Raw genomic sequence first — 23,501 nt, 5'->3', positions numbered from 1 at the left:
AGCCCTTACTCCCGGCGGCCGGCAGCCTACGCACCGGGAATGTAATGTCATGTCTGATAAAAGCTACTCCGAAGTGGTTAAATTGTTAAAAATTTGCTGACTAACGTCCTGTTTATTGATGACTGTCAAATCAGGCCCGCCACAGGCTGCTATTTTGCGCGCTTCCAGGAAAGGAATGTGAGCAAAAAAATGCAAATGAACAGACGTAGCTTTTTTAAGATCTGTGCAGGCGGCATGGCAGGAACCTCTTTAGCTTTACTCGGTTTTACCCCGCTGACTGCTTCAGGATCGACCCGCGAATATAAACTACTCCGCAGCAAAGAAACCCGTAACAACTGTACCTATTGTTCTGTCGGCTGCGGCATGCTGATTTACAGCCTGGGCGATGGCGCAAAGAATGTGACCTCCTCGATTTACCATATCGAAGGCGATCCGGACCATCCGGTGAGCCGCGGTTCACTCTGTCCGAAAGGGGCTGGCGTGCTGGACTTTATCCACAGCGAGCAGCGGCTGAAGTATCCCGAATACCGCGCGCCCGGTTCAGATAAATGGCAACGCATCAGCTGGGATGACGCCTTTAACCGCATTGCGCGTCTGATGAAGGACGATCGCGATGCCAACTTTCAGCAGAAAAACGCGCAGGGCACCACGGTTAACCGCTGGTTAACTACCGGAATGCTCTGTTCCTCGGCGGCCAGCAACGAAACCGGCCTGCTCGATCAGAAATTTGCCCGCGCGCTGGGCATGCTGGCGCTTGAGAACCAGGCAAGGCTCTGTCACGGCTCCACCGTGGCGGGCCTGGCGCCCAGCTTTGGTCGTGGTGCCATGACCAATAACTGGACCGACATTAAAAATGCCGATGTGATCCTGATTATGGGCAGCAATCCGGCAGAGGCGCACCCGGTAGGTTTTAAGTGGGTGATGGAGGCGAAAAAGCACAACCGGGCGAAAATTCTGGTTGTCGATCCCCGCTTCAACCGCACGGCCTCTACGGCAGATTTCTATGCGCCGATCCGTGCCGGCAGCGATGCCGCCTTCCTGATGGGCATCGTAAACTATCTGCTTGAACACGATCGTGTGCAGCATGAGTATGTAAAGGCTTATACCAACGCCACGCTTATCGTCGGCGAAGGATACAGTTTCAGCGAAGGTCTGTTCAGCGGGTACGATAAAGAGACGCGCTCCTATGATAAGGCAGGCTGGCAGTATGAACGGGATGAACAGGGCTTTGCGCGCCGCGACGAGACGCTGACTCACCCCCGCTGCGTCTGGAATTTGCTGAAGGCGCACGCCAGCCGCTACACGCCGGAGATGGTAAGCCGGCTTTGCGGTACGGCAAAAGACGATTTCCTGAACGTTTGTCAGCATCTCGCCTCCACCAGCACGCCTGACCGGACCACGAGCATTCTTTATGCGCTGGGCTGGACGCATCATACTAACGGTGCACAGGTTATCCGCACTGCCGCCATGATACAGCTGCTTTTGGGCAACATCGGTATGATCGGCGGCGGTATCAACGCGCTGCGCGGCCACTCAAACGTGCAGGGCTTTACCGATCTCGGCCTGCTCTCACAGAGCCTGCCTGGGTATCTGACGCTGCCTTCAGAAAAGCAAACCACGCTGGAGAGCTGGCTGCAGCAGACAACACCTGTCTCCCTGCTGCCCGATCAGGTGAACTACTGGCAGAACACCTCAAAATTTGCCGTCAGCCTGCTGAAAAGCTTCTATGGCGACAAGGCGCAGAAGGAGAACAGCTGGGGCTTCGACTGGTTGCCGAAATGGGACAAGAATTATGACTGTCTGACCCAGGCCGACATGATGGTTGAGGGGAAATTTAACGGTTACCTCATCCAGGGCTTTAATCCGCTTGCCGCCTTCCCTGATAAAAACAAAGCGTTCCGCGCCTTTTCGCAGCTGAAATATATGGTGGTCATTGATCCCCTCAGCACCGAAACCGCCAGCTTCTGGCAGAATCATGGCGAATTCAACGACGTGGACCCGGCCAGCATCCAGACGGAGGTGTTCCGGCTGCCCTCCTCCTGTTTTGCTGAAGAGGAAGGATCGGTGGCGAACTCCGCCCGCTGTCTGCAGTGGCACTGGGCCGCGGCTAATCCGCCAGGCGAAGCCCTGCATGACGGTAAAATTCTGGGGAATATCTTTCTGCGCCTGCGCGAGCTTTACCGGCAGGAAGGCGGCGTTGCGCCGGAACCCCTGCTGGCGATGCAGTGGGACTACAGCGATCCCTCATCACCCGCGCCGGAAGAAGTTGCCCGCGAGAATAACGGCAGCGCGCTGACCGATATCTTTTATGAACAGGGCAAGCTTGTGCTGAAAAAAGGCGAGCAGCTCAGCTCATTCGCCCAGCTGCGCGATGATGGCAGCACCGCCAGCGCCTGCTGGATTTATTGCGGAAGCTGGACGGCAGCAGGTAACCAGATGGCGCGTCGCGATAATGCCGATCCATCAGGATTAGGTGCGATCAACAACTGGGCGTGGGCATGGCCGCTCAACCGCCGCATCATGTATAACCGCGCCTCCGCCGATCCGCAGGGGAAAGCCTGGGATGCGAAGCGCAAGCTGATTGAGTGGACCGGTCAGCGCTGGGAAGGTATCGACGTTCCGGACTACCCCATCACCGCAGCGCCAGAGAAAAACGCCGGGCCGTTTATCATGCTGCCTGACGGGCTGGGTCATCTCTACGCGCCGGATAAACTCGCCGATGGGCCATTCCCGGAGCACTACGAGCCCTCAGAGAGCCCGACCGGCACAAATCCGCTGCATCCGGAAACGATCTACAGTCCGGTGGCGCGGCTTTTCAAACGCGATGCGGCCGCGCTGGGACGCGCCGACGACTTCCCCTTTGTTGCCACAACGTACTCGATTACCGAGCTGTTCCGCCACTGGACCAAACACGCGCTGCTGAACGCCATCGCTCAGCCGGAGCAGTTTGTCGAAATCGGCAGCCAGCTGGCCGAAGAGAAAGGTATTCAGGCAGGCGACAGCGTGAAAGTCAGCTCAAAACGCGGCTACATCAAAGCGAAGGCGGTCGTGACTAAGCGACTGAAAAGGCTGACCATTGATGGCAAAGCGGTGGACACCATCGGTATTCCCTGCCACTGGGGCTTCGAAGGCGCAGCGCGTAAGGGCTTTTTAGCCAATACCCTCTCCCCGTCGGTGGGCGATGCCAATGCGCAGACGCCCGAGTTCAAGGCGTTTCTGGTTAACGTGGAAAAGGTGTAACGGAGACCGATTATGACTTATCAATCACAAGACATTATCCGTCGCTCCGCGACAAACGGCTTCACGCCCGCTCCGCAGGCCCGTAACCATCAGCAGGAGGTGGCGAAGCTTATCGACGTGACCACCTGCATCGGCTGCAAGGGCTGCCAGGTCGCCTGTTCAGAATGGAACGACATCAGGGATGAGGTGGGCTACAACGCCGGGGTTTACGACAATCCGCTCGATCTGACCGCGAAATCCTGGACGGTGATGCGTTTCTCTGAGGTGGAGGAGAACGGCAGGCTGGAGTGGCTTATCCGTAAGGATGGCTGTATGCACTGCGCCGATCCGGGCTGTCTGAAAGCCTGCCCGGCGGAAGGGGCCATTATTCAGTACGCCAACGGCATCGTGGACTTCCAGTCGGAGCACTGTATTGGCTGCGGCTACTGCATTGCGGGCTGCCCTTTTAACGTTCCCCGGCTGAATAAAGACGATAACCGCGCCTACAAATGTACGCTCTGTGTCGATCGCGTCAGCGTCGGCCAGGAACCGGCCTGCGTTAAAACCTGCCCGACCGGCGCTATCCACTTTGGCAGCAAAGCGGATATGAAGCAGCTGGCGGCGGAGCGCATCAGCGAACTGAAAAGCCGCGGCTACGACCATGCAGGGCTGTACGATCCACAAGGTGTGGGCGGGACGCACGTGATGTATGTTCTTCACCACGCGGACAAGCCGCAGCTTTACCACGGCCTGCCAGTGGATCCTCAGATCAGTCCGGCGGTCACTTTCTGGAAAGGGATCTGGAAACCGCTGGCCGCCGTAGGCTTTGCGGCAACCTTCGCCGCCAGTCTGTTCCATTATGTCGGCGTCGGACCAAACCGGGTGGAAGAGGAAGATGAGCAGCACGGCAAGGAGGAGGAAAAATGAAAAAGCGCGATCGTATTCAACGCTACAGCGCCCCGGAGCGCATTAATCACTGGATCGTGGCGCTCTGCTTTATCTTTGCCGCCTTCAGCGGACTGGGATTTTTCTTTCCCTCGCTGAACTGGCTGATGAACGTGCTGGGCACGCCGCAGCTGGCGCGCCTGCTGCATCCTTACGTGGGCGTGGTGATGTTTATCGCCTTCCTGTTGATGTTTTTCCGCTACTGGAAACATAACCTGGTCGACCGCGAAGACCTGATCTGGGCAAAGAATATCCATAAAATTGCCCTGAACGAGGAAGTGGGCGATACCGGGCGCTATAATTTCGGACAGAAGTGCGTATTCTGGGCAGCTATCTTCAGCTTATTGCTGTTGCTGGCTAGCGGCATTGTCATCTGGCGCCCCTGGTTTGCCGATGCCTTTGCCATCCCGGTTATTCGCCTTGCGCTGGTTGTGCACTCCGTTTCGGCGGTGGCTTTAATCATCGTTATTATGGTTCACGTCTACGCCGCACTCTGGGTGAAGGGAACCATTACCGCGATGGTGGAAGGCTGGGTGCCGGCCGCGTGGGCGGAAAAGCACCATCCGCGCTGGTATCGTGCCGTTCGCGAACAGCAGAGCCGCCCGAAACAACAGGAAAAACGTCCCTGATGACTATTCGCATAATCCCGCAGGAACAGCTGGAGAAAAGCGACAAAACAACGGCGGAGATGATTCCGCCGTTACTTTTCCCCAGGCTGAAAAATTTATACAGCCGCCGCGCCGCGCGACTACGGCAGCTGGCCGATAAAAATCCGCTGGGCGACTATCTGCGCTTTGCCGCCGTGGTCGCCAGCGCTCAGGAGATCGTGCTTTACGATCACCCGTTGCAGATGGATCTCTACGCCCGTCTGGTGGAGACCGCCCCTCTTGGCAAGCCGCCGCTGGATATCCATACGCTGCCGCGCGATCCGCACTGGCAGCGGCTGCTGCATTCCCTCATTGCTGAAATGAAGCCGGAGATGTCCGGCCAGGCGCTGGCGGTGCTGGAAAATCTGGAGAAGGCCTCCGCGCCGGAACTGGAGGCAATGGCGGAGGCGCTGTTTAATAATGATTTTGCCCAGGTCAGCAGCGATAAATCGCCCTTTATCTGGGCGGCGCTCTCCGTTTACTGGGCACAGATGGCGGCGCTGATCCCCGGTAAAGCCCGCGCTGAATACGGTGAACAGCGGCAGTTCTGCCCGGTTTGCGGCAGCGTACCGGTTTCCAGCACCATCCATATGGGCATGGAAAATGGCGGTTTACGCTATCTGCACTGTAATCTGTGCGAGAGCGAGTGGCACGTCGTGCGGTCCAAATGCAGTAACTGTGAACAGACGCGTGATTTACATTACTGGTCACTGGACAGCGAAACGGCGCCCATCAAGACTGAAAGCTGCGGCGACTGCGGCACCTATCTGAAAATGCTTTATCAGGAGAAAGATCCGGCGGTGGAGCCGGTCGCTGATGACCTTGCTTCGCTGGTGCTGGATGCCCGCATGGAGCAGGAAGGCTTTTCCCGCAGCAGCCTTAACCCTTTCCTGTTTCCGGGAGAGTAACAACAGGGCGGAGGCACCTCCGCCTTTACTATTGCAGCAGGCTGGACTGACCGGCCTTCAGGGGAGAATGTGGCATGAAGTTAGTGGGCAGTTATACCAGTCCTTTTGTACGCAAGATTTCGGTGATCCTGCTCGAAAAGGGCCAGACGTTTGAATTTATTAACGCCTCACCCTGGACCAGCGACAGCCCGGTTCCGCACTACAACCCGCTGGGTAAAATCCCGGCGCTGGAGATGGCGGATGGCACCTGGTATGAATCACACATTATTGCCGCCAGGCTTGAGCTGGAAGGCCTGACGCCGTCGCTGCTGCCGGAAGATAAACTGACCGCGTTAAAAGTGCTGCAGCTGGAGGCGCTGGCAGATGGGATTGGCGATGCCGCCGTCATTCTGGTGCGTGAAAGCATGCGTCCGCCGGAATTACAGATGGAAGAGCAGATTATTCGCCAGCGTGAGAAAATTCTGCGCGGTCTGGACGCGCTGGAAAAAGAGGCGGCGCAGGGCACGCTGCTGAACAGCGACACCCTTAATCTGGCCGATATCGCCACCGCCTGTCTGATCGGTTTCCTGAACTTTCGCCGCGTGGTGCCTAACTGGTGCGTCGGGCGTCCGGCGCTGGTCAAACTGGCGGATAAGATGTTTGCCCGCGAAAGTTTTGCCCGGACCGTTCCTCCACAGCCTGAGTCCTGATCCTGCCTTCCACCATCGTGGCCGCTGATTTACAGGCGGTCACGGCTGTCTGCAAAGCTGCCGCCCACCCTTTACGACGTTTAGAGAGGTCAGGCCCGGCATCGGCAGAAGTCATCAAAAGTGACAAAAACACGCAGTTCTGTTTTAAGCGCCGTTTCCGTTCATCCCCAACATCCCTGATGTCGCGCCGTGTCATGACAGGCATTATGCCGTCGCGCGATCGTTCCAGGTATCACGGTAGATAATATTCCCTTCCGTATACTTCCAGACGATCGCTTCATAACGCATTTCCAGCGTTTCCAGATGCGTGCTGCTTAGCCCGTTGGAGGCAAGATAGGGAGAAACCGTAGTGATTTTGACATTTTCGAGGATGATATTGAAATATTCAGCCTCAATGCCCGACTCAAGGATGCGATACATTTTGAGCGTGGCTTTTTTCATTGTACGACCTTCGCAAACGGCGCGGTACAGAACGGGCGAGGTCTGGTCAAACTCCTTAACTATCACCACAGGACGGTGGATACGCGTGCCGGTAAGTTTTCCCCAGTGAGGATCAACGGGAATGGTCACGCCGTGAGAGAATGACTTTAGCTCAATGGAGCCTAAACGCAGCGGCATCATACAACTACCGACAACTGGAGAACCGTTTTCATCTTCAAGCCATAAATGCGCGGGTGTGCACATACTATTATTTCCTTATAAATAAATTCCAGAGAACGTCATATTTCAGAATTTCACCATTTCACATAGCGACCAAATATAACCAGCATGAATAAGAGAAATATAGGTACAGGCCATAAAGGTCCATCAGGGAAAAATTGCACCAGGACGACTGCGAACACGAGCGTGAGTAATGCGGGGCCGTACATCGAAAATAATGATTTGAACATTCTCTTAAAGAATCTTTTGATTAAATTTATCATGGTTATCGAATCATCCTGGCGATGATGTCTGCAATATCACTATCTGATGCCCACTCTGCTTTAAGCGCCTTAGCCCGCTCAAAAAATGGCTCTAACAGGAAATACATCATTTCCAATTCTTGCGCATATAGTGCCGCGTAATAGGAGGGGTAAGTGACGTAAAGGCGATGGGCACTATCTGCTGCTTTCTGAACGACGCCATAGATGCCAGCCGTCGCGATTCCCCTTGCAGCCCATCCGCCTGCCAGTGCGCTGATTTCAAGATTCAGATTCATGCCGAGGGCGACGGACGATGCTGCTGCTAAAGTGAACCCGGCGTTTGTGAGGTAGTTTGCGGCAATATGGATATTTACAGCCATGAGTTTCTGTTTAATATGGTCTATTTGATCGGATGTCTTGTATTTAAATATTTCTTCAAAGTAGGTTTTAATGCTCCGTGCTAATGACTATTCCTTTTCGCTCATCATACCCGCTTAGTTTAAAATACGAAAGGTATATAAATCTGTTCTTTTTTTATTTTTAAAATTGATCGCACCATATTCGGTTTCTTCCAGCACAAGTGCATAGCTAATTATCCAATACGTTAAAAGCAGACATGGTGGCTACTGAAAAAGATTCTGTGTACGTATCAGGCAAAGGTGCTTTTCTCTTCTCATGAAGTCAGTTTAGAAGCGCGTTTAACGTCTTCGCGTTAATAAATGCAGTAATTCGATCAACGTCAATCTGTATGCATTTGCAAAGAATTCGGGTAATAAAAATCATCTGAATTTATTTTTAGCATGCGTTTCCGCCTCACTGTCATTGCCTTCCCTGAAAACATCCTCCCGCCCGACGCGCTTCGCATTTTTACTCCTTTAGTGGCAGGCATCACCTTCATATTGATTAACCACAAAAAAACCTCTCAGCTTGTGTGGGATAACGGGCTGCTTTTTATAAAAACGAGAAAAACGGGAATACAGGAGCAGTTATGGACTCACTCAGGAAAGGGGGCCGCTTCAGATGGCTCCGGGGATGGCGCGGGATAGCGCTGATTTTACTGGGAATAGTGATTGGGCTGCTCGCCGTGGCAGGCAGCGTCACTCTTCTGCATAAAACCAGTGATACTGCCTTTTGCGTCTCCTGCCACAGTATGGAAAGGCCGATGGCGGAGTATCAGGGGAGCATACACTATCAAAATCATGCCGGTATCCGTGCCGAATGCGCCGATTGCCATATACCCGGTCAGCCACTGGCGTATCTGACCACCAAAATAGGTGCAGTAAAAGATATTTACGGCGAACTTACCGGAAAGATCGCTACCGAAGAGCAATACAATGCGCACAAGCTGGCGATGGCGGAATCCGTCTGGAAGACCCTGAAGGCCAACGACTCAGCCACCTGCCGCAGCTGCCACAGCTACGACGCGATGGATATTCTGGCGCAGCGGCCAGAGGCGCGTAAGGCTCACCCTGTGGCGATCAAAGCGGGCGATACCTGCATCGACTGCCATCGTGGCGTGGCACATATTCTGCCGGATATGCGTGAGCGTAACGCTGCCGGAGCAGGCCAGCTGGCAACGCTTGCCGCCGCGACGACCGCAGCGTCAGGCACGCTTTATGCTATTCATACCCAACCTTTGAGGATATCCGGCCCGGCGTGGTGCGCATCAGCGAAGGGGCGTGGTACGACCCTGCCGATCCCACCCAGCCCGGCACGCTGTGCAAAAATGGCAATGTTAACTGCCTGACCTTTGATATCGGCTCCTCCCAGCTGGCGCAGGGAAATTGTGGCCATATGGCGCAGCTGGATATCGAACGGTTTCAGGGAGAGGCACCGGTCAACAGCGCGCATAGCGTTCCACACGGCGCAGCCTGATCCCGCCAGCCAGGCGCTTCAGGCTCAGTTAACGGCGGCATAAACCTCCCTTTTATGCCGCCGTGACGTAAAGAATACGGATTAAAATTGCGCGCTGATGCCGAGGTTATACATAAACTGCTCGCCGGAGCTCAGACCGCCCGTTTGTGAGGCTGACGCAAAAGCGGAGACCGTCTCTCCCAGCGGGACATGCGCACCGACCGAAACGTTCATCCAGTCGCTGTCCTGTCCGGCCACCTCCCGCGTAAAGGAGGTTTGCGTCGATTTCAGTCCGCCGCCAGCCCGCCAGACGTTATCGCCAAACTGGTGGTTATAGGTGACCTCTGCCCAGGGGTTGATCCAGCCGAAGCGGGAATCGACCCGCCAGCCCGCGGTACCGATCTGAGAATGAGCGTTCTGATCGTTAAAGCGCATCGCGGTACTGCTTTCGCCCTGCTCCTGATAGCCGTTTACCGAGCTGTAATCCAGCGCATACTGCACCACCGGCCCTGTCGTTACCCGCGATCCCACCGGGATATCCCAGCCCGCCGTCACGCGGCCGCCCACCTGGGTACCTTCCGTTTCACCTTTTTCGGTGCGCGTTGCCGGACCCAGCACGACGCTGCGTCTGATATCCTCATAATTTACCGAGGCGAACTGCACGTCTGCGTTTATCCAGCCCTGCTCAAAGAGCGTCAGTTCGCTGTAGGCTGACGCCAGCCAGCCGCGCATTTTATAGTCGTAGCGCGGTGTGGGATGCTGGTTGTCGTCAGAGCCGGAGATCAGGGCGCCGACCAGCCAGGCGTCGGTGAGCTGATAATCCACGCCCAGCGTCAGATTATGGGTGGTGGCGTTACCTTCGCCCGCCGTCCGGTTATCCGCATAGTCGTAGTGCTGTCCGGCATAGCCGCCGTACACGCTGAGCGATCCCTGTGGGTTATCCCCATGCCGCTGCTGCTGAAGCCGGCTGTCCAGCGTCGCTCTCGCATCCCGTGACATCGCAAGCGTGGCCTGATTAAGCGCCACCGCCTGTGCAGGCGCGTCCAGCACCGACTGGATATAGTCAGCAATCAGCAGATGCGTTGCCGGCCCCGGATGCAGGCGATCGGCAAACAAATAAGCCTGACTCCCGGAGAAGCCAGCCATATCCGAGGTGCAGTCAGCGGCGGAAACGCCGGGAGGACAGGCCATTCCCGCCGTATTGGTCAGTCCGTAACGGGCCGGATCGTTCAGCACCTCCCTGAACAGTCCATTGACGTCCACGCGCACAATATTACCGCGAAGCTGCGCCAGCCCGTTTTCCTGCTGCTGGTTATAGCTGTCGGTCAGCGCTGCCGCCTGCTCGCTGAGCGCCTCCCAGGCCTGATAAAGCTGCGCAGCGGCCAGCTGGCGGATCGCCTCCACGCTGCTGAGTTCGCCTGTCGCGGCATAAAGCGCCTCACGAATCGCGCTGTTTCGCGACTCCGGCGTGAGTGTGCTCTGCCCGCTCAGCGACTGAAAGGCGGCGGCCAGCGCCGGCGTTGCTACCGGCGCCAGTCCTATCTGTATCACCGCTTCCAGCAACGCTGGCGTCGCCCCCACGTTCGGGACGGTCGGCACAATCACCGTATCCGCCCCGGCCGCCAGCAGCGTTCTGACCTGACTGGCCGCCGCAAACGCGCTGCCGCTGACAATCTCATCCGCGTTCAGCGGATTGAGCGCCGCGGCAGCCAGGTCATTGCCGCCAATCCAGTGAATATACAGCCCATCAGCCTCCGCCTTTCCGCCGTTCGACCTGAGCCAGGCGGCCACCTGATCGGCACTGTTATCGACAGGATTGAGCTGCGGAACGGCCACCGCACTTCCGGCCGCATAGTTGGTCCCGCCAGCATCAGACGGGCGAAGAGACTGATTGATCCTCGCGGCCAGCACTTCATCATAGAGCGGCTGCCGGTCGCTATCCCAGGTGTAGCGACCGTTATTACCGCTGTCGCTCAGGCTGTCACCAAACACGTAGAGCCGTTCCCAGCCAGCGGCGGGCGCGACGGCACAGAGCGAACTGGCGATCCACACCGCCCCAAAGGCCACACGGTGCGTTATGCGTTTCTTTGACATGAAAGACTCCGGATAAGCGCGCAAATAAGGCAAGATGTTTGTATCGTTCATTTCGTAACAGATTAACTATTGCCTGGCGATCGCTAACGTCAAGCGCTGACCGGCTGTTTTTTCCACAATTTTGATGAGGATACGTTATGTTGCAACGCTGCGGCTGGGTGACACAGGATCCCCTTTATCTGGCTTACCATGATGAAGAGTGGGGCGTGCCGGTAACTGACACCCGCGCTCTGTTTGAAATGCTCTGCCTGGAAGGACAGATGGCGGGGCTGTCATGGCTTACCGTATTGAAGAAACGGGAAAATTATCGCCGGGCCTTCCACCAGTTTGCCCCACAGAGAGTGGCGCAAATGAGTGAGGCGGACGTGGAAAGGCTGATGCAGGACAGCGGTATCATTCGTCATCGCGGAAAAATTAATGCCATTATCGCCAACGCCCGCGCCCTGCAGGCGATGGAGAGAGAGGGAGAGTCCTTCAGTGATTTTGTCTGGGCATTTGTTGACCATTCGCCGCAGCGCCATTGCTTTGCAGATTACCGGGCCGCGCCGACCTTCAGCCCGGTATCTGACGCCCTGTCGAAGGCGCTGAAAAAGCGGGGTTTTAAATTCGTTGGTACGACCACCTGTTACTCATTTATGCAGGCTTGCGGTCTGATTATTGACCACACCACCGACTGTTTTTGTCATGCCGACAATCAGAAATAGCTTATCTTTACAATTTCAGACTTTTAGAACGTTATTTCCTCACAATCCACGGGCATAATTCAGCTTTCTACGGCATCTATGCCCACCGTTTTACTTGAGAGAAATAACCCATGAAAAAGCGCTCCGTTACCCTTGCTCTGATCCTGAGCGGTACTGTTGCCCTGGCAGGCTGTACAACTAATCCTTACACCGGCGAGCGCGAAGCCGGTAAATCTGGCATCGGCGCAGGCCTTGGTGCGGCTCTCGGCGCGGGTGTTGGCGTACTCTCTTCCTCTAAAAAGGATCGCGGCAAAGGTGCGCTGATCGGCGCAGCGGCTGGTGCGGCACTCGGCGGCGGCGCAGGTTACTATATGGATGTGCAGGAAGCGAAGCTGCGTGAGAAAATGCGCGGTACCGGCGTCAGCGTCACCCGTCAGGGCGATAACATCATTTTGAATATGCCTAACAACGTTACCTTCGACAGCAGCAGCAGCACCCTCAAGCCTGCCGGTGCCAACACCCTGAGCGGTGTGGCGATGGTGCTTAAAGAGTATCCAAAAACCGCTGTAAATATCACAGGTTATACGGACAGCACCGGTACGCGCCAGCTGAATATGACGCTTTCCCAGCAGCGTGCTGACAGCGTCGGCAGCGCGCTGATCACCCAGGGCGTGGCCGCTAACCGCATCCGTACCAGCGGCATGGGCCCGGATAATCCGATTGCGACTAACAGCACGGAAGCCGGCAAAGCGCAGAACCGTCGCGTGGAAATTACCCTCAGCCCGCTGTAAGCCTCTTTTTCTGCCGGACCTTCCTCCAGGTCCGGCTGCTTCTCTTTGCCCGAGCCGCTTTTTCACTGCTGTCAGCCAGCGTGACAGAGATGGGCGGAACGCCACTTATGTTTTATGATGGTTCCCGTCACGCACTGTCTCCGTGCTTTTCAGAAACAGGACCAGTGATAGCTGAGGCTCCACCTTCTTCTCCGTTACTATTCAAGGATCGCTATGAACCGCAAGGCCGCACGCGCCACCATCAGCGATGTTGCCAGAGCTGCAAATACCGGCAAAACCAGCGTATCGCGCTTTCTGAACGGTGAGCAGCATGTCCTTTCCGCCAGCCTCCGGCAGCGCATCGAGACGGCTATCGCCGAGCTGGACTATCGCCCCAGCCAGATGGCGCGCGGGCTGAAGCGTGGCCGTACCCGGCTGATAGGACTGATTATCGCCGATATCACCAATCCCTATTCGGTGGAAGTGATGAGCGGCATCGAGGCCGCCTGCCGGGCCCAGGGCTTTACCCTGCTGATGTGTAATACCAATAACGAAGTGGATCAGGAACAGCACTACCTTAATCTGCTGAGCAGTTATCAGGTTGAAGGGATTGTGGTTAACGCCGTGGGGATGCGTGAAGAGGCGCTGAGTCATCTCCAGCAGTCGCTGCTGCCGATGGTGCTGATTGACCGTAAAATCCCGGATTTTAGCTGTGACGTGGTGGGACTGGATAACCGGGAAGCCGGTATCCAGGTGACACAGCATCTTATCGATCGGGACTTTCAGTCGATCCTGTTCGTCACCGAGCCGCTGGGCCTGGTCAACACCCGCCATGAGAGACTGGAGGGTTTTCACACTGTCATGGCGCAGCATCCCGCACGCGAGGCTGCACAGGTTGAAGTGGCCATCAACGATCCGGCAGGGCTTGATGCCGTTTTGAAGGATTACACGCAGCGTAATGCCGGGCGACGCTGTGCTGTGCTGGTGGTTAACGGTGCGCTGACGCTGCAGGTTGCCCGCTCGCTGCGGCGACTGGGCCTGACCTGGGGAAGCGATCTCGGCCTGCTGGGCTTTGACGAGCTGGACTGGTCTGAACTGGCAGGCGTCGGTATCACCACGCTGAAACAGCCTACCCGGCAGATTGGCTATTCCGCGCTGGAGCAGGTCATCAAACGCATCGAAGGTGACGACACGCCGCCTCAGGAACAGGTCTTTTCCGGCGAACTGATCGTCAGAAAATCGACGATGGCGGTAGAGTAACGCTGCGGCCAGCATAACTCAGCCTGAAGGCGCCAGGCCGGTTAGCAGCCCGTCGTGCCGTTCGTCAGAATATCAACGAAGGCCGTAGCGTAAAGTGCGATCGGCCATCACTCTGTACAGAGGCAGCCGGGCCAGTCGCGGGTCCATTGCCTTTACGCTTTTCACTGTAGAGCATCCTTCCCCTTAATCGTTTCAACAGCGCCCTGATGTCGTCCTTCACCCGCCATTTTTCAGCCTTTGTCTTAAAACAAATTTTTTACATCGTGAACAGGATCATAAAAACAGCAGCTGCTCCTTTGCTTTGGAACCGGTTCCATCTACCGTTTTTAGCATGCAGTGGCGGAAAGCGCCGGGAGAAGCAGATGAAAAGAGATGTGATTGTGGTAACGGCGGCCTACGGGCGCGACCGGATTAACGCGCTGGGAGGGCAGCAGGCGGTGATACCGATTATCGCCGCTGCTGGCGCACAGGGTATTGAAATTCGCCGGGAACTGTTCAGTGACAAAGAGCTGCTATCCCTGACCGGACTGGGCCACACCATCGCTGACGCCAGTCTGGTGGCCTACTACTCCGTCCCCGAAGCGCTGTTTACCGACGAAGGGCAGCTTAATCCTGAACTGGATCGCCATCTTGAGGAAGCGGAGCAATTACAGGCCAGGTGTCTGAAGTATGCACTGGGAAACTATCCTCGTGGCTTTGGCTTTACCGGCCTGCGTAACAAGCTGGCTTCTCATGCTCTTCAGCTCGTAGTGGAAAACGACCAGACAGCGTGCGGCAAGCTCTCCGCGATGAAAGCTTTCCTTACAGAAGGCGGAGAAGCGCTGAGCCGCTGTGGCATCACCTTCGATATGGGGAACTGGCTCTGGGTAGGCGATGATCCGCTGGCCGCCGCCAGAGAACTCAGCGCCGCCGTCAGCTATATTCACGTTAAGGCGGCGGTGCCACAAGGTGAAGGATGGCGCGCCGTTGCGCTGGATGAGGCTGATAGCCTGTGGCGTGAAACCCTGAATCTTCTTCCGCCGGCGGTGCCTCGCGGAATTGAGTTTCCGCTGGAAGGTGACGATCTGGTCGCGGTCACCCGCCGCTACGTTGACCTGTTGCGAGAGGAGTAAACCATGACCATCACGGAAAACAGCGCACTGGATGCGGTCACAATTGGTGAAGCGATGGCGATGTTTGTCGCCAGCGAGACGGGCGATCTTGCCGCTGCCGGACATTTTGTTAAACGCATCGCGGGCGCCGAGCTGAATGTTGCTATCGGTCTAGCCAGACTTGGCCTGAAAGTAGGCTGGGTCAGCCGTGTCGGTGACGACTCATTTGGCCGCTACACCTGTCAGCAGCTTAAAAAAGAGGGTGTCGATCACCAGCAGGTAATCGTAGACCCGCGCTATCCGACCGGATTTCAGCTTAAGTCGAAGGTGGATGATGGCTCAGATCCACTGGTGGAATATTTCCGTAAAGGTTCGGCCGCCAGCCATCTTTCGCCGGATGACTTCAACCCTGACTATTTTGGCGCCGCCAGGCATCTCCATCTGAGCGGCGTCTCGGCGGCCATCTCCGCCTCTTCGCTGGCGCTGTCAAAATATGCGGCGCAGGAGATGAAGAAGATGGGAAAAAGCATCTCTTTCGATCCTAATCTGCGTCCGGTGCTCTGGCCCAGCGAGCGCGAAATGGTGGAGCAGCTCAATTATCTGGCCGGTTATGCTGACTGGGTGCTGCCCGGCATCAGCGAAGGAAAAATCCTGACCGGTCACGACCAGCCGGAGGCCATCGCAGACTTTTATCTTGATAAGGGCGTTAAGGCCGTCATTGTGAAAACGGGCTGTGACGGCGCCTGGTACAAGACCTCCGCAGGCGAAAAAGGCCAGGTCGCGGCGATCAAAACGGAAAATGTGGTCGATACCGTCGGCGCTGGCGACGGCTTTGCGGTAGGGATCATCAGCGCGCTGCTGGAAGGCAGAACGCTGCCGCAGGCGATAACGCGCGGTAATAAAATCGGCTCACTGGCCATTCAGGTTATTGGCGACAGCGAAGGGCTTCCGACGCGCGCTGAACTGGGTGAAGAGTAACAACACAACTCACACGTACCCTGACACTCTACCTCACTGCATCTGAGGCGCTTCGCTGTTGCAGCGGACGGCTCAGCGCAGTCTGTGGTGACCTCAAAACAGAGGATCGACTATGAAAAAGCAGACAATTGCGCCGAAACGCTGGTGGTACATCATGCCCATCGTGTTTATCACTTACAGCCTGGCGTATCTGGACAGGGCGAACTTCAGCTTCGCCTCGGCGGCAGGTATCAATGAAGATCTGGGGATCACAAAAGGCATGTCCTCGCTGCTGGGCGCCCTGTTCTTTCTCGGCTACTTCTTTTTTCAGATCCCAGGCGCGATTTACGCCGAACGCCGCAGCGTCAAAAAGCTGGTGTTCGTCTGTCTGATCCTCTGGGGGATCTGCGCCTCGCTGACCGGCGTCGTCTCCAATATTCCGATGCTGGCGGCGATTCGCTTTGTGCTGGGCGTGGTGGAAGCCGCCGTGATGCCGGCGATGCTGATCTACATCAGCAACTGGTTTACCAAATCTGAACGCTCGCGGGCGAACACCTTTCTGATCTTGGGGAATCCGGTCACCGTACTGTGGATGTCCGTCGTCTCTGGCTACCTGATCGAGGCTTACGGCTGGCGTGAAATGTTTATCATTGAGGGCGTGCCAGCGGTGATCTGGGCGGTGGCCTGGTGGTTCCTGGTCCAGGATAAGCCCGACCAGGCGAAATGGCTCAGCGACCAGGAGAAGGCAGATCTTCAGGCGCAGTTACAGAAAGAGCAGGAAGGCATTAAAGCCGTCCGCAACTATGGCGAAGCCTTTAAATCGCGCAACGTCATTTTGTTATGTATGCAGTATTTCACCTGGAGCATCGGGGTTTATGGGTTCGTGCTCTGGCTGCCTTCTATTCTGCGCAACGGGATGCAGATGGGCATGGTGGAAGCGGGCTGGCTCTCTGCGGTGCCTTATCTCGCGGCCACCGTGGCGATGCTTGTCGTCTCCTGGGCCTCGGATAAACTCCAGAACCGCAAACTGTTTGTCTGGCCGCTGCTGCTGGTGGGCGCCCTCGCCTTCCTGGGCTCCTGGCTGGTGGGCGCCGATAATTTCTGGCTCTCCTTTACCCTGCTGGTGATTGCTGGTGCCGCCATGTACGCCCCTTACGGGCCGTTCTTCGCCATCATCCCGGAAATGCTGCCCCGCAACGTCGCGGGCGGCGCGATGGCGCTGATCAACTCAATGGGCGCGCTGGGTTCATTCCTTGGCTCATGGGTGGTAGGTTATCTGAACGGCGCCACCGGCAACCCTTCCGCCTCTTACATCTTTATGGGCGCCTCGCTGCTGATTTCCGTCTGGCTGACGCTGATCGTCAAGCCGGCGGAGAACAAACAGCCTCCGGTGCCGAATGGCGCTAAGCACGCCTGACCCTACATAAACGGGCCCGCACGCCCGTTTCCTCAGTTTCAAAGGGAGAAAAGAATGAAACCCTCAGTAGTGCTCTATAAGTCATTACCGGACGATCTCCGCTCAAAACTGGACGAGCATTTTGACGTGACGGAAATCGCCGGGCTGACGCCGGAAACGCTCAGCCAGTACGCCGACGCCTTCCGTCAGGCGGAAGGCATCCTCGGCTCCGGCGGCAAAGTGGATGCAGAATTTCTGGAAAAAGCGCCAAAACTGCGCGCTGCCTCCACCGTTTCTGTGGGCTACGATAATTTTGACGTGGATGCGCTGAACGCTCGCGGCGTGGTGCTGATGCATACACCAACCGTGCTGACCGAAACCGTTGCCGATACCATGATGGCACTGGTGCTCTCATCGGCGCGGCGCGTGGTTGAGGTCGCCGAACGTGTGAAGCAGGGGGAATGGCAGGGAAGCATCGGTCCCGACTGGTTTGGCATCGACGTACATCACAAAAAGCTGGGCATTCTCGGCATGGGTCGCATCGGCCTGGCGCTGGCACAGCGTGCGCACCTTGGCTTCAGTATGCCGATACTCTACAACGCCCGTAAGCATCACGAAGAGGCTGAAGCGCGCTTTGCTGCACAGTACTGCGATCTGGATACGCTGCTCAAAGAGTCCGATTTTCTCTGCATCAGCCTGCCGCTAACCGAGCAGACGCACCATATGATAGGCCGCGAGCAGCTGGCAAAAATGAAGTCCAGCGCGGTGCTGATCAACGCCGGACGCGGACCAGTGATTGACGAACAGGCGCTGATTGAGGCGCTGAACGACGGAACGATCTTTGCGGCAGGTCTTGACGTTTTTGAGAAGGAGCCGTTACCGGTCGATTCGCCGCTGCTGAAGATGGCGAATGTAGTGGCGCTGCCGCATATCGGTTCCGCCACGCATGAAACCCGCTACGGGATGGCAAAAGACGCCGTCGATAACCTGATCGCGGCCCTGTCTGGCAACATAGAGAAAAACTGCGTGAATCCGCAGGTAGTGAAATAGTCCGCCACTCAGGCCGGACCATAAAAAAACCACCAGGCGATAAGGCTTCCCGTGAGGGAGACTTTATTACCTGGTGGCACATTCTACCTGAGGAAAGCCGGGATCCCGTTCAGGCTGCTTGCGGTGCTTAGCGTGCCAGCCAGCCGCCATCCACCGCCAGGGTATAGCCGTTGATATAGTCTGACGCCGGTGACGCCAGGAATACCGCCGGGCCCTTCAAATCTTCCGGTAAACCCCAGCGTCCCGCCGGAATACGCTCCAGAATAGCGGCACTGCGCGCTTCATCAGCCCGTAGCTGCTGGGTGTTATTGGTCGCCATATAGCCAGGCGCAATGGCGTTAACGTTGATGCCATGCTGCGCCCATTCGTTCGCCAGCAGACGGGTTACGCCCATCACCGCACTCTTCGACGCGGTATAAGAAGGCACGCGGATGCCGCCCTGATAAGAGAGCATAGAGGCGATATTAATGATTTTCCCGCCCGTGCCCTGTTTCAGGAACTGCTTCGCCACCGTCTGCGACATAAAGAAGACTGACTTGATGTTAAGGTTCATCACGTCGTCCCAGTCTTTTTCGCTGAAGGAGATCGCATCTTCACGACGAATGATACCGGCGTTATTTACCAGAATGTCGATCTTGCCATATTCCGCGACCGCTCTTTCCAGCAGGCCAGCAAAGCCGCTGATATCGCTCATGTCGGCGGTCAGGCTGAGAAAACGGCGGCCCAGCGCGGTAACTTTCTCAATGGTCTCTTTCGGTTCAACGATGTTGATACCAACGATGTCGCAGCCCGCTTCTGCAAGGCCAACGGCCATGCCCTGTCCCAGACCCGTATCGCAGCCGGTGACCAGCGCAATCTTACCTTCTAAATTGAAAGCTTGTGAAATCATAGAATTACTCCTGAAATGCCTTAGCGAATTTCGCTGACTTTGACATGATCCATATCGTCGAAGACCTGGTTCTCGCCCACCATGCCCCAGATAAAGGTGTAGTTTTTCGTGCCCACGCCGGAGTGAATTGACCAGCTTGGCGAAATCACTGCCTGCTCGTTGTGCACCAGCAGATGACGGGTTTCCTGCGGCTGACCCATCATGTGGAATACGGCGGTTTCTTCATCCATATTGAAATAGAAGTAAACTTCCATGCGGCGATCGTGCGTGTGGCAAGGCATGGTGTTCCACAGATTGCCTTCCGCCAGCTCGGTCAGACCCATCGTCAGCTGGCAGGTCGTCAGCACATCCGGCACCAGATATTTGTTAATGGTACGCAGGTTGCTGGTTTCAGCGCTGCCCAACGTCTGAGGCGAAACCTGATCTTTGGTGACAAGCTTGGTTGGGTAAGTGGTATGCGCCGGGGCGCTGTTGTAGTAGAACTTCGCCGGTTTCTGCGCATCGCTGCTGGCGAACACCACTTCTCTGGCACCTTTGCCGACGTAGAGCGCTTCTTTATTGCCCACTTCATAACAGTGACCGTCAACGGTGATAGTGCCCGGCCCGCCGATATTGATAACGCCCAGCTCACGACGCTCAAGGAAGTAGCTGACGCCAAAGGCTTTACCGACATCACCCGCCAGGGCAACGGTCTGGCTGACAGGCATTACGCCGCCGATAACGATGCGATCGATATGGCTGTAGGTCATGGTGTAACCGTCAGCTTCAAAAATCGTTTCAATCAGAAACTCGCGGCGCAGGCCTGCGGTATCGAGCTGTTTTGCGTGGTCGCTGTGAATGCTTTGACGAACTTGCATGGGATTACCTTTTGTTGTGAGGCGACGGCTGAGACACGTCGCCTGGTGAACAGTTAACCGGCAGTAAAGCCGCTTCAGGACGGTTTCACGTTGCCCAGTATGACGGGTTCTTTCTTCGTTTCTTCAACAGGGGCCTGAGGTGCAAAGCGTTTGGACCACATTGCGGTCAGCACAGGCACCAGTACGGAGGTGACAATCACTGAGGTGGCAACCAGTGCAGTGGCGGCCGGTGCCATTGGCTTGAAGGCCGGCACCATTTCCGCAATCAGCACGGGCGTCGCGACCGCTGCGCCGGCTGAGCTGGAAGCCGCGATCCCGGCCGTTCCGTTGCCGCCGCCAATCAGTTTATCGGCGATGATAAGCGGGATACCCGTGACCACGATGACGCTGAGGCCGAGCAGGCAACCGAGCAGGCCGGTTTCCAGGATAACGTTAAGATTGATGGTGTTGCCCAGCGCAAAGCCGAAGAAGGGGATCAGCGTATGCACCGCTTTACTGAAGAATTCACGCAGATCGGGATCCAGGTTACCCAGCGCAAAGCCCACCAGGAACGGCAGTACCGCGCCGAGGAAAACGTGAGGCTCAAAGGAGGCAATACCTGCCGTACCGAGGATCACCATGGTCATCAGCGGGCCTGACTCCACGGACATCAGCACAAAGGCGCCCGCTTCTTCTTTGGTGCCGTACTGCTGCATCAGTGATGCGTAAAGCCCACCGTTGGTCATATCCATCGCGGCAACCAGCGCCAGGGTAGAAAGGCCGGCAAAAAAGCCTACTTCAACGCCATGCTCCGGGATCACACGGGAAGCAATCGCGGCCACGACCCATGCGGTGGCGATTTTTGTGATCACCAGCGTACCAGATTTACGCAGGACAGTGCCGGTCGCTTTCAGCTGGATGGAAGCGCCCATGCAGAGGAACCAGACCGCCAGAATTGGCACCGTACCGGTCATCAGTCCGTTAGTGAATGAACCAAAATATTTTCCTGCGCCGGGTGCCACGGTATGAATAATTGCCCCGATAAAAAGCGGAACCAGCATCATCCCACCGGGGATTTTTTCGATAGACTGTTTGATTTTCATAAAAATAATCACTCATGTTAGTTTCAGGTGCGGGCGAATCGCACCGGAATCGGAATCATCACGAATTAATAACGTTACAGGGAGACTAATTAAGAAAATCCATTCTCACTTTCAGTACTGCTTTTTTAATTTGCTGCGGGGAATCCTTTACCGCACACAGGGGGCGATGTAATTCTTTTGGTAAGAAAACGACGAGATTACCCGGCTGAAAATGCAGAAATTGCTCATTCGGAATTGCGGTAAAGAAGGCGATATCTTTCTCTTTCAGATGATCCTGCTCTGGCGTGGCGTGGCACTGCGCCAGGCCATATCCCAGCACTTCTTCGCCCTCCAGCAGGATCTGCACATCAAGGTAACGATGGTGAAGCTCTGCAGGACGCTGCGCGTGCGGCTCGGTCTGCGGACGTGAGACGAGCACAAAGGCGGCGTCACCCTCAATATCATAACGACCTTCATCAGGATGGCGTTCAATAATGGCCAGCGCCTGCTCAATCAATGTCTTAAGCTGCGGTGACAGACCATACGTCTGCTGATAATCCTGAATAGTGGAAGCAATCATCTTTTATTCCATCAATATTAAGTTTTATATGCAGCAGGATCCCCGCTGCGGATGGCCTATCATAACGGAACTCAAACGGGCATAACTGTGATCGCAGTCTAAATAAAGATACTTTTGAACTGTTTTTTCCATAAAAACAAAACAGTGTTTCAGTTTTAATATTTCCTGTTTGTTAATAGAGGATTTCTTTATTGGCTTTTGTGTTTCTAATAAGGTTACTTAGCGTTAAAACATTATATTGCTAAGACTATTCTTATCCTCCAACGCCGTCGCCCGATCCGGTTAGCCCGGATGATAAGGTGTAGCCACTGACGCGCGTGGGGAGAAGATTGCATCGCTCACGGGGTGGCGTTAAGGTGAGGTTTCACTTGCCTCAGATAAGCAGTTAATACGTTATGAATTTTTCCGCCTTCGGAGATAAATTTACGCGCCACTCAGGTATCGCACGCCTGATGGAAGATATGGGTGAAGGCTTACGCACGCCGGGCACCGTAATGCTCGGCGGCGGCAACCCGGCCCAGATCCCCGCCATGAATGAGTATTTTGTTCAGCTTTTGCAGCAGATGCACAGCGAGGGCAAACTGGCTGAAGCGCTCTGCAACTACGATGGCCCCAGGGGTAAAACGACGCTGCTGGCATCGCTTGCGGCGCTGTTGCGCGATCAGTTTGGCTGGCAGATCGGGCCGGAGAATATCGCCCTGACCAACGGCAGTCAGAGCGCGTTCTTTTATCTCTTTAACCTTTATGCGGGCCGCCGGTCCGATGGCAGCAAAAAACATGTGCTTTTTCCGCTGGCGCCGGAATATCTGGGTTATGCCGATGCGGGGCTGGATGAAGAGTTGTTTGTTTCCGCCCGCCCGGATATCGAACTGCTTCCTGAAGGGCAATTCAAATACCATGTCGATTTCGCCCATTTGCCCGTTACCGACGAAACGGGGCTGATCTGTGTGTCGCGCCCGACCAATCCGACCGGCAACGTCATTACCGATGAAGAACTGTTAAAGCTGGATGCGCTGGCGCAGCAGCATGAGATCCCGCTGCTGATCGATAATGCTTACGGCGTTCCTTTCCCCGGCATTATTTTCAGCGAAGCGCGTCCGCTGTGGAATCCGAACATTATCTTGTGCATGAGCCTCTCCAAGCTGGGTCTGCCTGGCGCGCGCTGCGGCATTATTGTTGCCGACGAGAAAGTTATCTCTGCAATCAGTAACATGAACGGGATTATCAGCCTGGCCCCCGGCAGTATCGGTCCGGCGATAGCCGATGAGATGATTAAGCGTGGCGACTTGCTGCGGCTGTCGCAGGAGGTGATCGGGCCTTTCTATCTGGAGCGGGTAAAACAGACCATTGCGATAATTCGCCGTTATTTGCCTGAGGAGCGCTGTTTAATTCATAAACCGGAAGGGGCGATTTTTCTCTGGCTCTGGTTTAAAGATCTGCCGGTTTCCACCGAGGTGCTCTACCAGCGCCTGAAGCTTCGCGGCGTACTGATGGTGCCGGGACACTTTTTCTTTCCCGGTCTTGAGCACGACTGGCCGCATACGCATCAATGCATGCGCATGAACTATGTGCCGGAAGGGGAAATTATCGAGAAAGGCATTGTGATCCTGGCCGAAGAAATTGAGCGGGCGCACCGGGAAGGATAAAAA

Annotated in this window: 20 protein-coding genes and 2 pseudogenes; 15 read left to right on the top strand and 7 right to left on the bottom strand. The window is 55.8% G+C overall.

The genetic code is table 11. The features are described 5' to 3' along the window. The first annotated feature begins 189 nt into the window (after nucleotides 1-189). From fdnG to EA20_RS0107985, 5 genes are all read left to right on the top strand, one after another. Nucleotides 190-3,240 carry a formate dehydrogenase-N subunit alpha gene (fdnG, locus tag EA20_RS0108005; RefSeq protein WP_071995394.1) on the top strand — a complete coding sequence of 1,017 codons (3,051 nt, stop codon included), beginning with the start codon at nucleotides 190-192 and terminating at the stop codon, nucleotides 3,238-3,240. 12 nt (nucleotides 3,241-3,252) lie between these two features. Continuing rightward, entirely contained in the window at nucleotides 3,253-4,146 is an 894-nt protein-coding gene (gene fdxH / locus EA20_RS0108000) for a formate dehydrogenase subunit beta (RefSeq protein ID WP_024966324.1), read from the top strand. Next, nucleotides 4,143-4,793, top strand: a complete 651-nt coding sequence (gene fdoI, locus EA20_RS0107995; protein WP_024966323.1) for a formate dehydrogenase cytochrome b556 subunit — start codon at nucleotides 4,143-4,145, stop codon at nucleotides 4,791-4,793. The genes fdxH and fdoI overlap by 4 nt, the downstream gene beginning before the upstream one ends. Next, nucleotides 4,793-5,719 (top strand): formate dehydrogenase accessory protein FdhE, encoded by a 927-nt coding sequence (gene fdhE, locus EA20_RS0107990; protein ID WP_024966322.1) that lies wholly within the window; start codon nucleotides 4,793-4,795, stop codon nucleotides 5,717-5,719. The genes fdoI and fdhE overlap by 1 nt, the downstream gene beginning before the upstream one ends. A 74-nt stretch (nucleotides 5,720-5,793) precedes the next feature. Further along, nucleotides 5,794-6,408, top strand: a complete 615-nt coding sequence (locus tag EA20_RS0107985) for a glutathione S-transferase (RefSeq protein WP_024966321.1) — start codon at nucleotides 5,794-5,796, stop codon at nucleotides 6,406-6,408. A gap of 204 nt (nucleotides 6,409-6,612) precedes the next feature. Here the strand turns inward: EA20_RS0107985 and EA20_RS0107980 are convergent, their stop codons facing one another. Both EA20_RS0107980 and EA20_RS0107970 read right to left on the bottom strand, forming a co-directional pair. Next, nucleotides 6,613-7,092, bottom strand: coding sequence for a type VI secretion system tube protein TssD (locus tag EA20_RS0107980; protein WP_024966320.1), 480 nt, complete (start codon nucleotides 7,090-7,092; stop codon nucleotides 6,613-6,615). A gap of 241 nt (nucleotides 7,093-7,333) precedes the next feature. After that, on the bottom strand, nucleotides 7,334-7,690 hold the full coding sequence (locus EA20_RS0107970; RefSeq protein WP_024966318.1) for a hypothetical protein: 357 nt from the start codon (nucleotides 7,688-7,690) through the stop codon (nucleotides 7,334-7,336). A 608-nt stretch (nucleotides 7,691-8,298) separates the two neighbouring features. Here EA20_RS0107970 and EA20_RS19575 point away from each other — a divergent pair. Further along, nucleotides 8,299-8,946 (top strand): annotated as a pseudogene (locus EA20_RS19575) (NapC/NirT family cytochrome c); the annotation flags it as partial. A 2-nt stretch (nucleotides 8,947-8,948) separates the two neighbouring features. Next, nucleotides 8,949-9,185 (top strand): annotated as a pseudogene (locus EA20_RS21085) (hypothetical protein); the annotation flags it as partial. An 81-nt stretch (nucleotides 9,186-9,266) separates the two neighbouring features. On the opposite strand, the gene EA20_RS0107960 reads toward EA20_RS21085, so the two are convergent. Continuing rightward, nucleotides 9,267-11,258 carry an autotransporter outer membrane beta-barrel domain-containing protein gene (locus EA20_RS0107960; RefSeq protein WP_024966317.1) on the bottom strand — a complete coding sequence of 664 codons (1,992 nt, stop codon included), beginning with the start codon at nucleotides 11,256-11,258 and terminating at the stop codon, nucleotides 9,267-9,269. Nucleotides 11,259-11,398: 140 nt separating this feature from the next. On the opposite strand from EA20_RS0107960, the gene EA20_RS0107955 reads away from it, so the two are divergent. The 7 genes from EA20_RS0107955 (at nucleotide 11,399) to ghrB (ending at nucleotide 18,465) form a co-directional block, all read left to right on the top strand. Then, complete coding sequence (locus tag EA20_RS0107955) at nucleotides 11,399-11,962, top strand: DNA-3-methyladenine glycosylase I (RefSeq protein WP_024966316.1); 564 nt, start codon at nucleotides 11,399-11,401, stop codon at nucleotides 11,960-11,962. Nucleotides 11,963-12,072: 110 nt separating this feature from the next. Then, entirely contained in the window at nucleotides 12,073-12,732 is a 660-nt protein-coding gene (locus EA20_RS0107950; RefSeq protein WP_024966315.1) for an OmpA family lipoprotein, read from the top strand. A 213-nt stretch (nucleotides 12,733-12,945) separates the two neighbouring features. Then, on the top strand, nucleotides 12,946-13,971 hold the full coding sequence (locus EA20_RS0107945; protein ID WP_024966314.1) for a LacI family DNA-binding transcriptional regulator: 1,026 nt from the start codon (nucleotides 12,946-12,948) through the stop codon (nucleotides 13,969-13,971). Nucleotides 13,972-14,333: 362 nt separating this feature from the next. Next, nucleotides 14,334-15,083 (top strand): sugar phosphate isomerase/epimerase, encoded by a 750-nt coding sequence (locus EA20_RS0107940; protein WP_024966313.1) that lies wholly within the window; start codon nucleotides 14,334-14,336, stop codon nucleotides 15,081-15,083. Between the two features lie 3 nt (nucleotides 15,084-15,086). Next, nucleotides 15,087-16,040, top strand: coding sequence for a sugar kinase (locus tag EA20_RS0107935; RefSeq protein WP_024966312.1), 954 nt, complete (start codon nucleotides 15,087-15,089; stop codon nucleotides 16,038-16,040). 112 nt (nucleotides 16,041-16,152) lie between these two features. Further along, nucleotides 16,153-17,436 carry an MFS transporter gene (locus EA20_RS0107930; RefSeq protein WP_024966311.1) on the top strand — a complete coding sequence of 428 codons (1,284 nt, stop codon included), beginning with the start codon at nucleotides 16,153-16,155 and terminating at the stop codon, nucleotides 17,434-17,436. 54 nt (nucleotides 17,437-17,490) lie between these two features. Then, the gene (ghrB, locus tag EA20_RS0107925) at nucleotides 17,491-18,465 is read left to right on the top strand and encodes a glyoxylate/hydroxypyruvate reductase GhrB (RefSeq protein ID WP_024966310.1); all 975 of its coding nucleotides are present in this window, start codon (nucleotides 17,491-17,493) and stop codon (nucleotides 18,463-18,465) included. Nucleotides 18,466-18,592: 127 nt separating this feature from the next. On the opposite strand, the gene kduD is transcribed toward ghrB, so the two are convergent. The 4 genes from kduD to EA20_RS0107905 all read right to left on the bottom strand — a co-directional run bounded on the left by kduD (nucleotide 18,593) and on the right by EA20_RS0107905 (nucleotide 21,852). Then, nucleotides 18,593-19,354: a 2-dehydro-3-deoxy-D-gluconate 5-dehydrogenase KduD gene (gene kduD / locus EA20_RS0107920; protein WP_024966309.1), complete on the bottom strand. Its 762-nt coding sequence runs from the start codon at nucleotides 19,352-19,354 to the stop codon at nucleotides 18,593-18,595. A 20-nt stretch (nucleotides 19,355-19,374) separates the two neighbouring features. Further along, complete coding sequence (gene kduI / locus EA20_RS0107915) at nucleotides 19,375-20,211, bottom strand: 5-dehydro-4-deoxy-D-glucuronate isomerase (protein WP_024966308.1); 837 nt, start codon at nucleotides 20,209-20,211, stop codon at nucleotides 19,375-19,377. 74 nt (nucleotides 20,212-20,285) lie between these two features. Continuing rightward, entirely contained in the window at nucleotides 20,286-21,293 is a 1,008-nt protein-coding gene (gene kdgT / locus EA20_RS0107910; protein WP_051516346.1) for a 2-keto-3-deoxygluconate transporter, read from the bottom strand. 85 nt (nucleotides 21,294-21,378) lie between these two features. Continuing rightward, nucleotides 21,379-21,852 (bottom strand): YhcH/YjgK/YiaL family protein, encoded by a 474-nt coding sequence (locus EA20_RS0107905; RefSeq protein ID WP_024966306.1) that lies wholly within the window; start codon nucleotides 21,850-21,852, stop codon nucleotides 21,379-21,381. 395 nt (nucleotides 21,853-22,247) lie between these two features. On the opposite strand from EA20_RS0107905, the gene EA20_RS0107900 reads away from it, so the two are divergent. Continuing rightward, nucleotides 22,248-23,498 (top strand): valine--pyruvate transaminase, encoded by a 1,251-nt coding sequence (locus EA20_RS0107900; RefSeq protein ID WP_024966305.1) that lies wholly within the window; start codon nucleotides 22,248-22,250, stop codon nucleotides 23,496-23,498. The last annotated feature ends 3 nt before the right edge of the window (nucleotides 23,499-23,501 follow it).

Source organism: Pantoea sp. IMH (genome assembly GCF_000599885.1).
In the GTDB taxonomy this organism is placed as follows: Bacteria; Pseudomonadota; Gammaproteobacteria; order Enterobacterales; family Enterobacteriaceae; genus Erwinia.
Note: the sequence above shows the minus strand (reverse complement) of the source record. Positions and strands in the feature narration are given on the sequence as shown.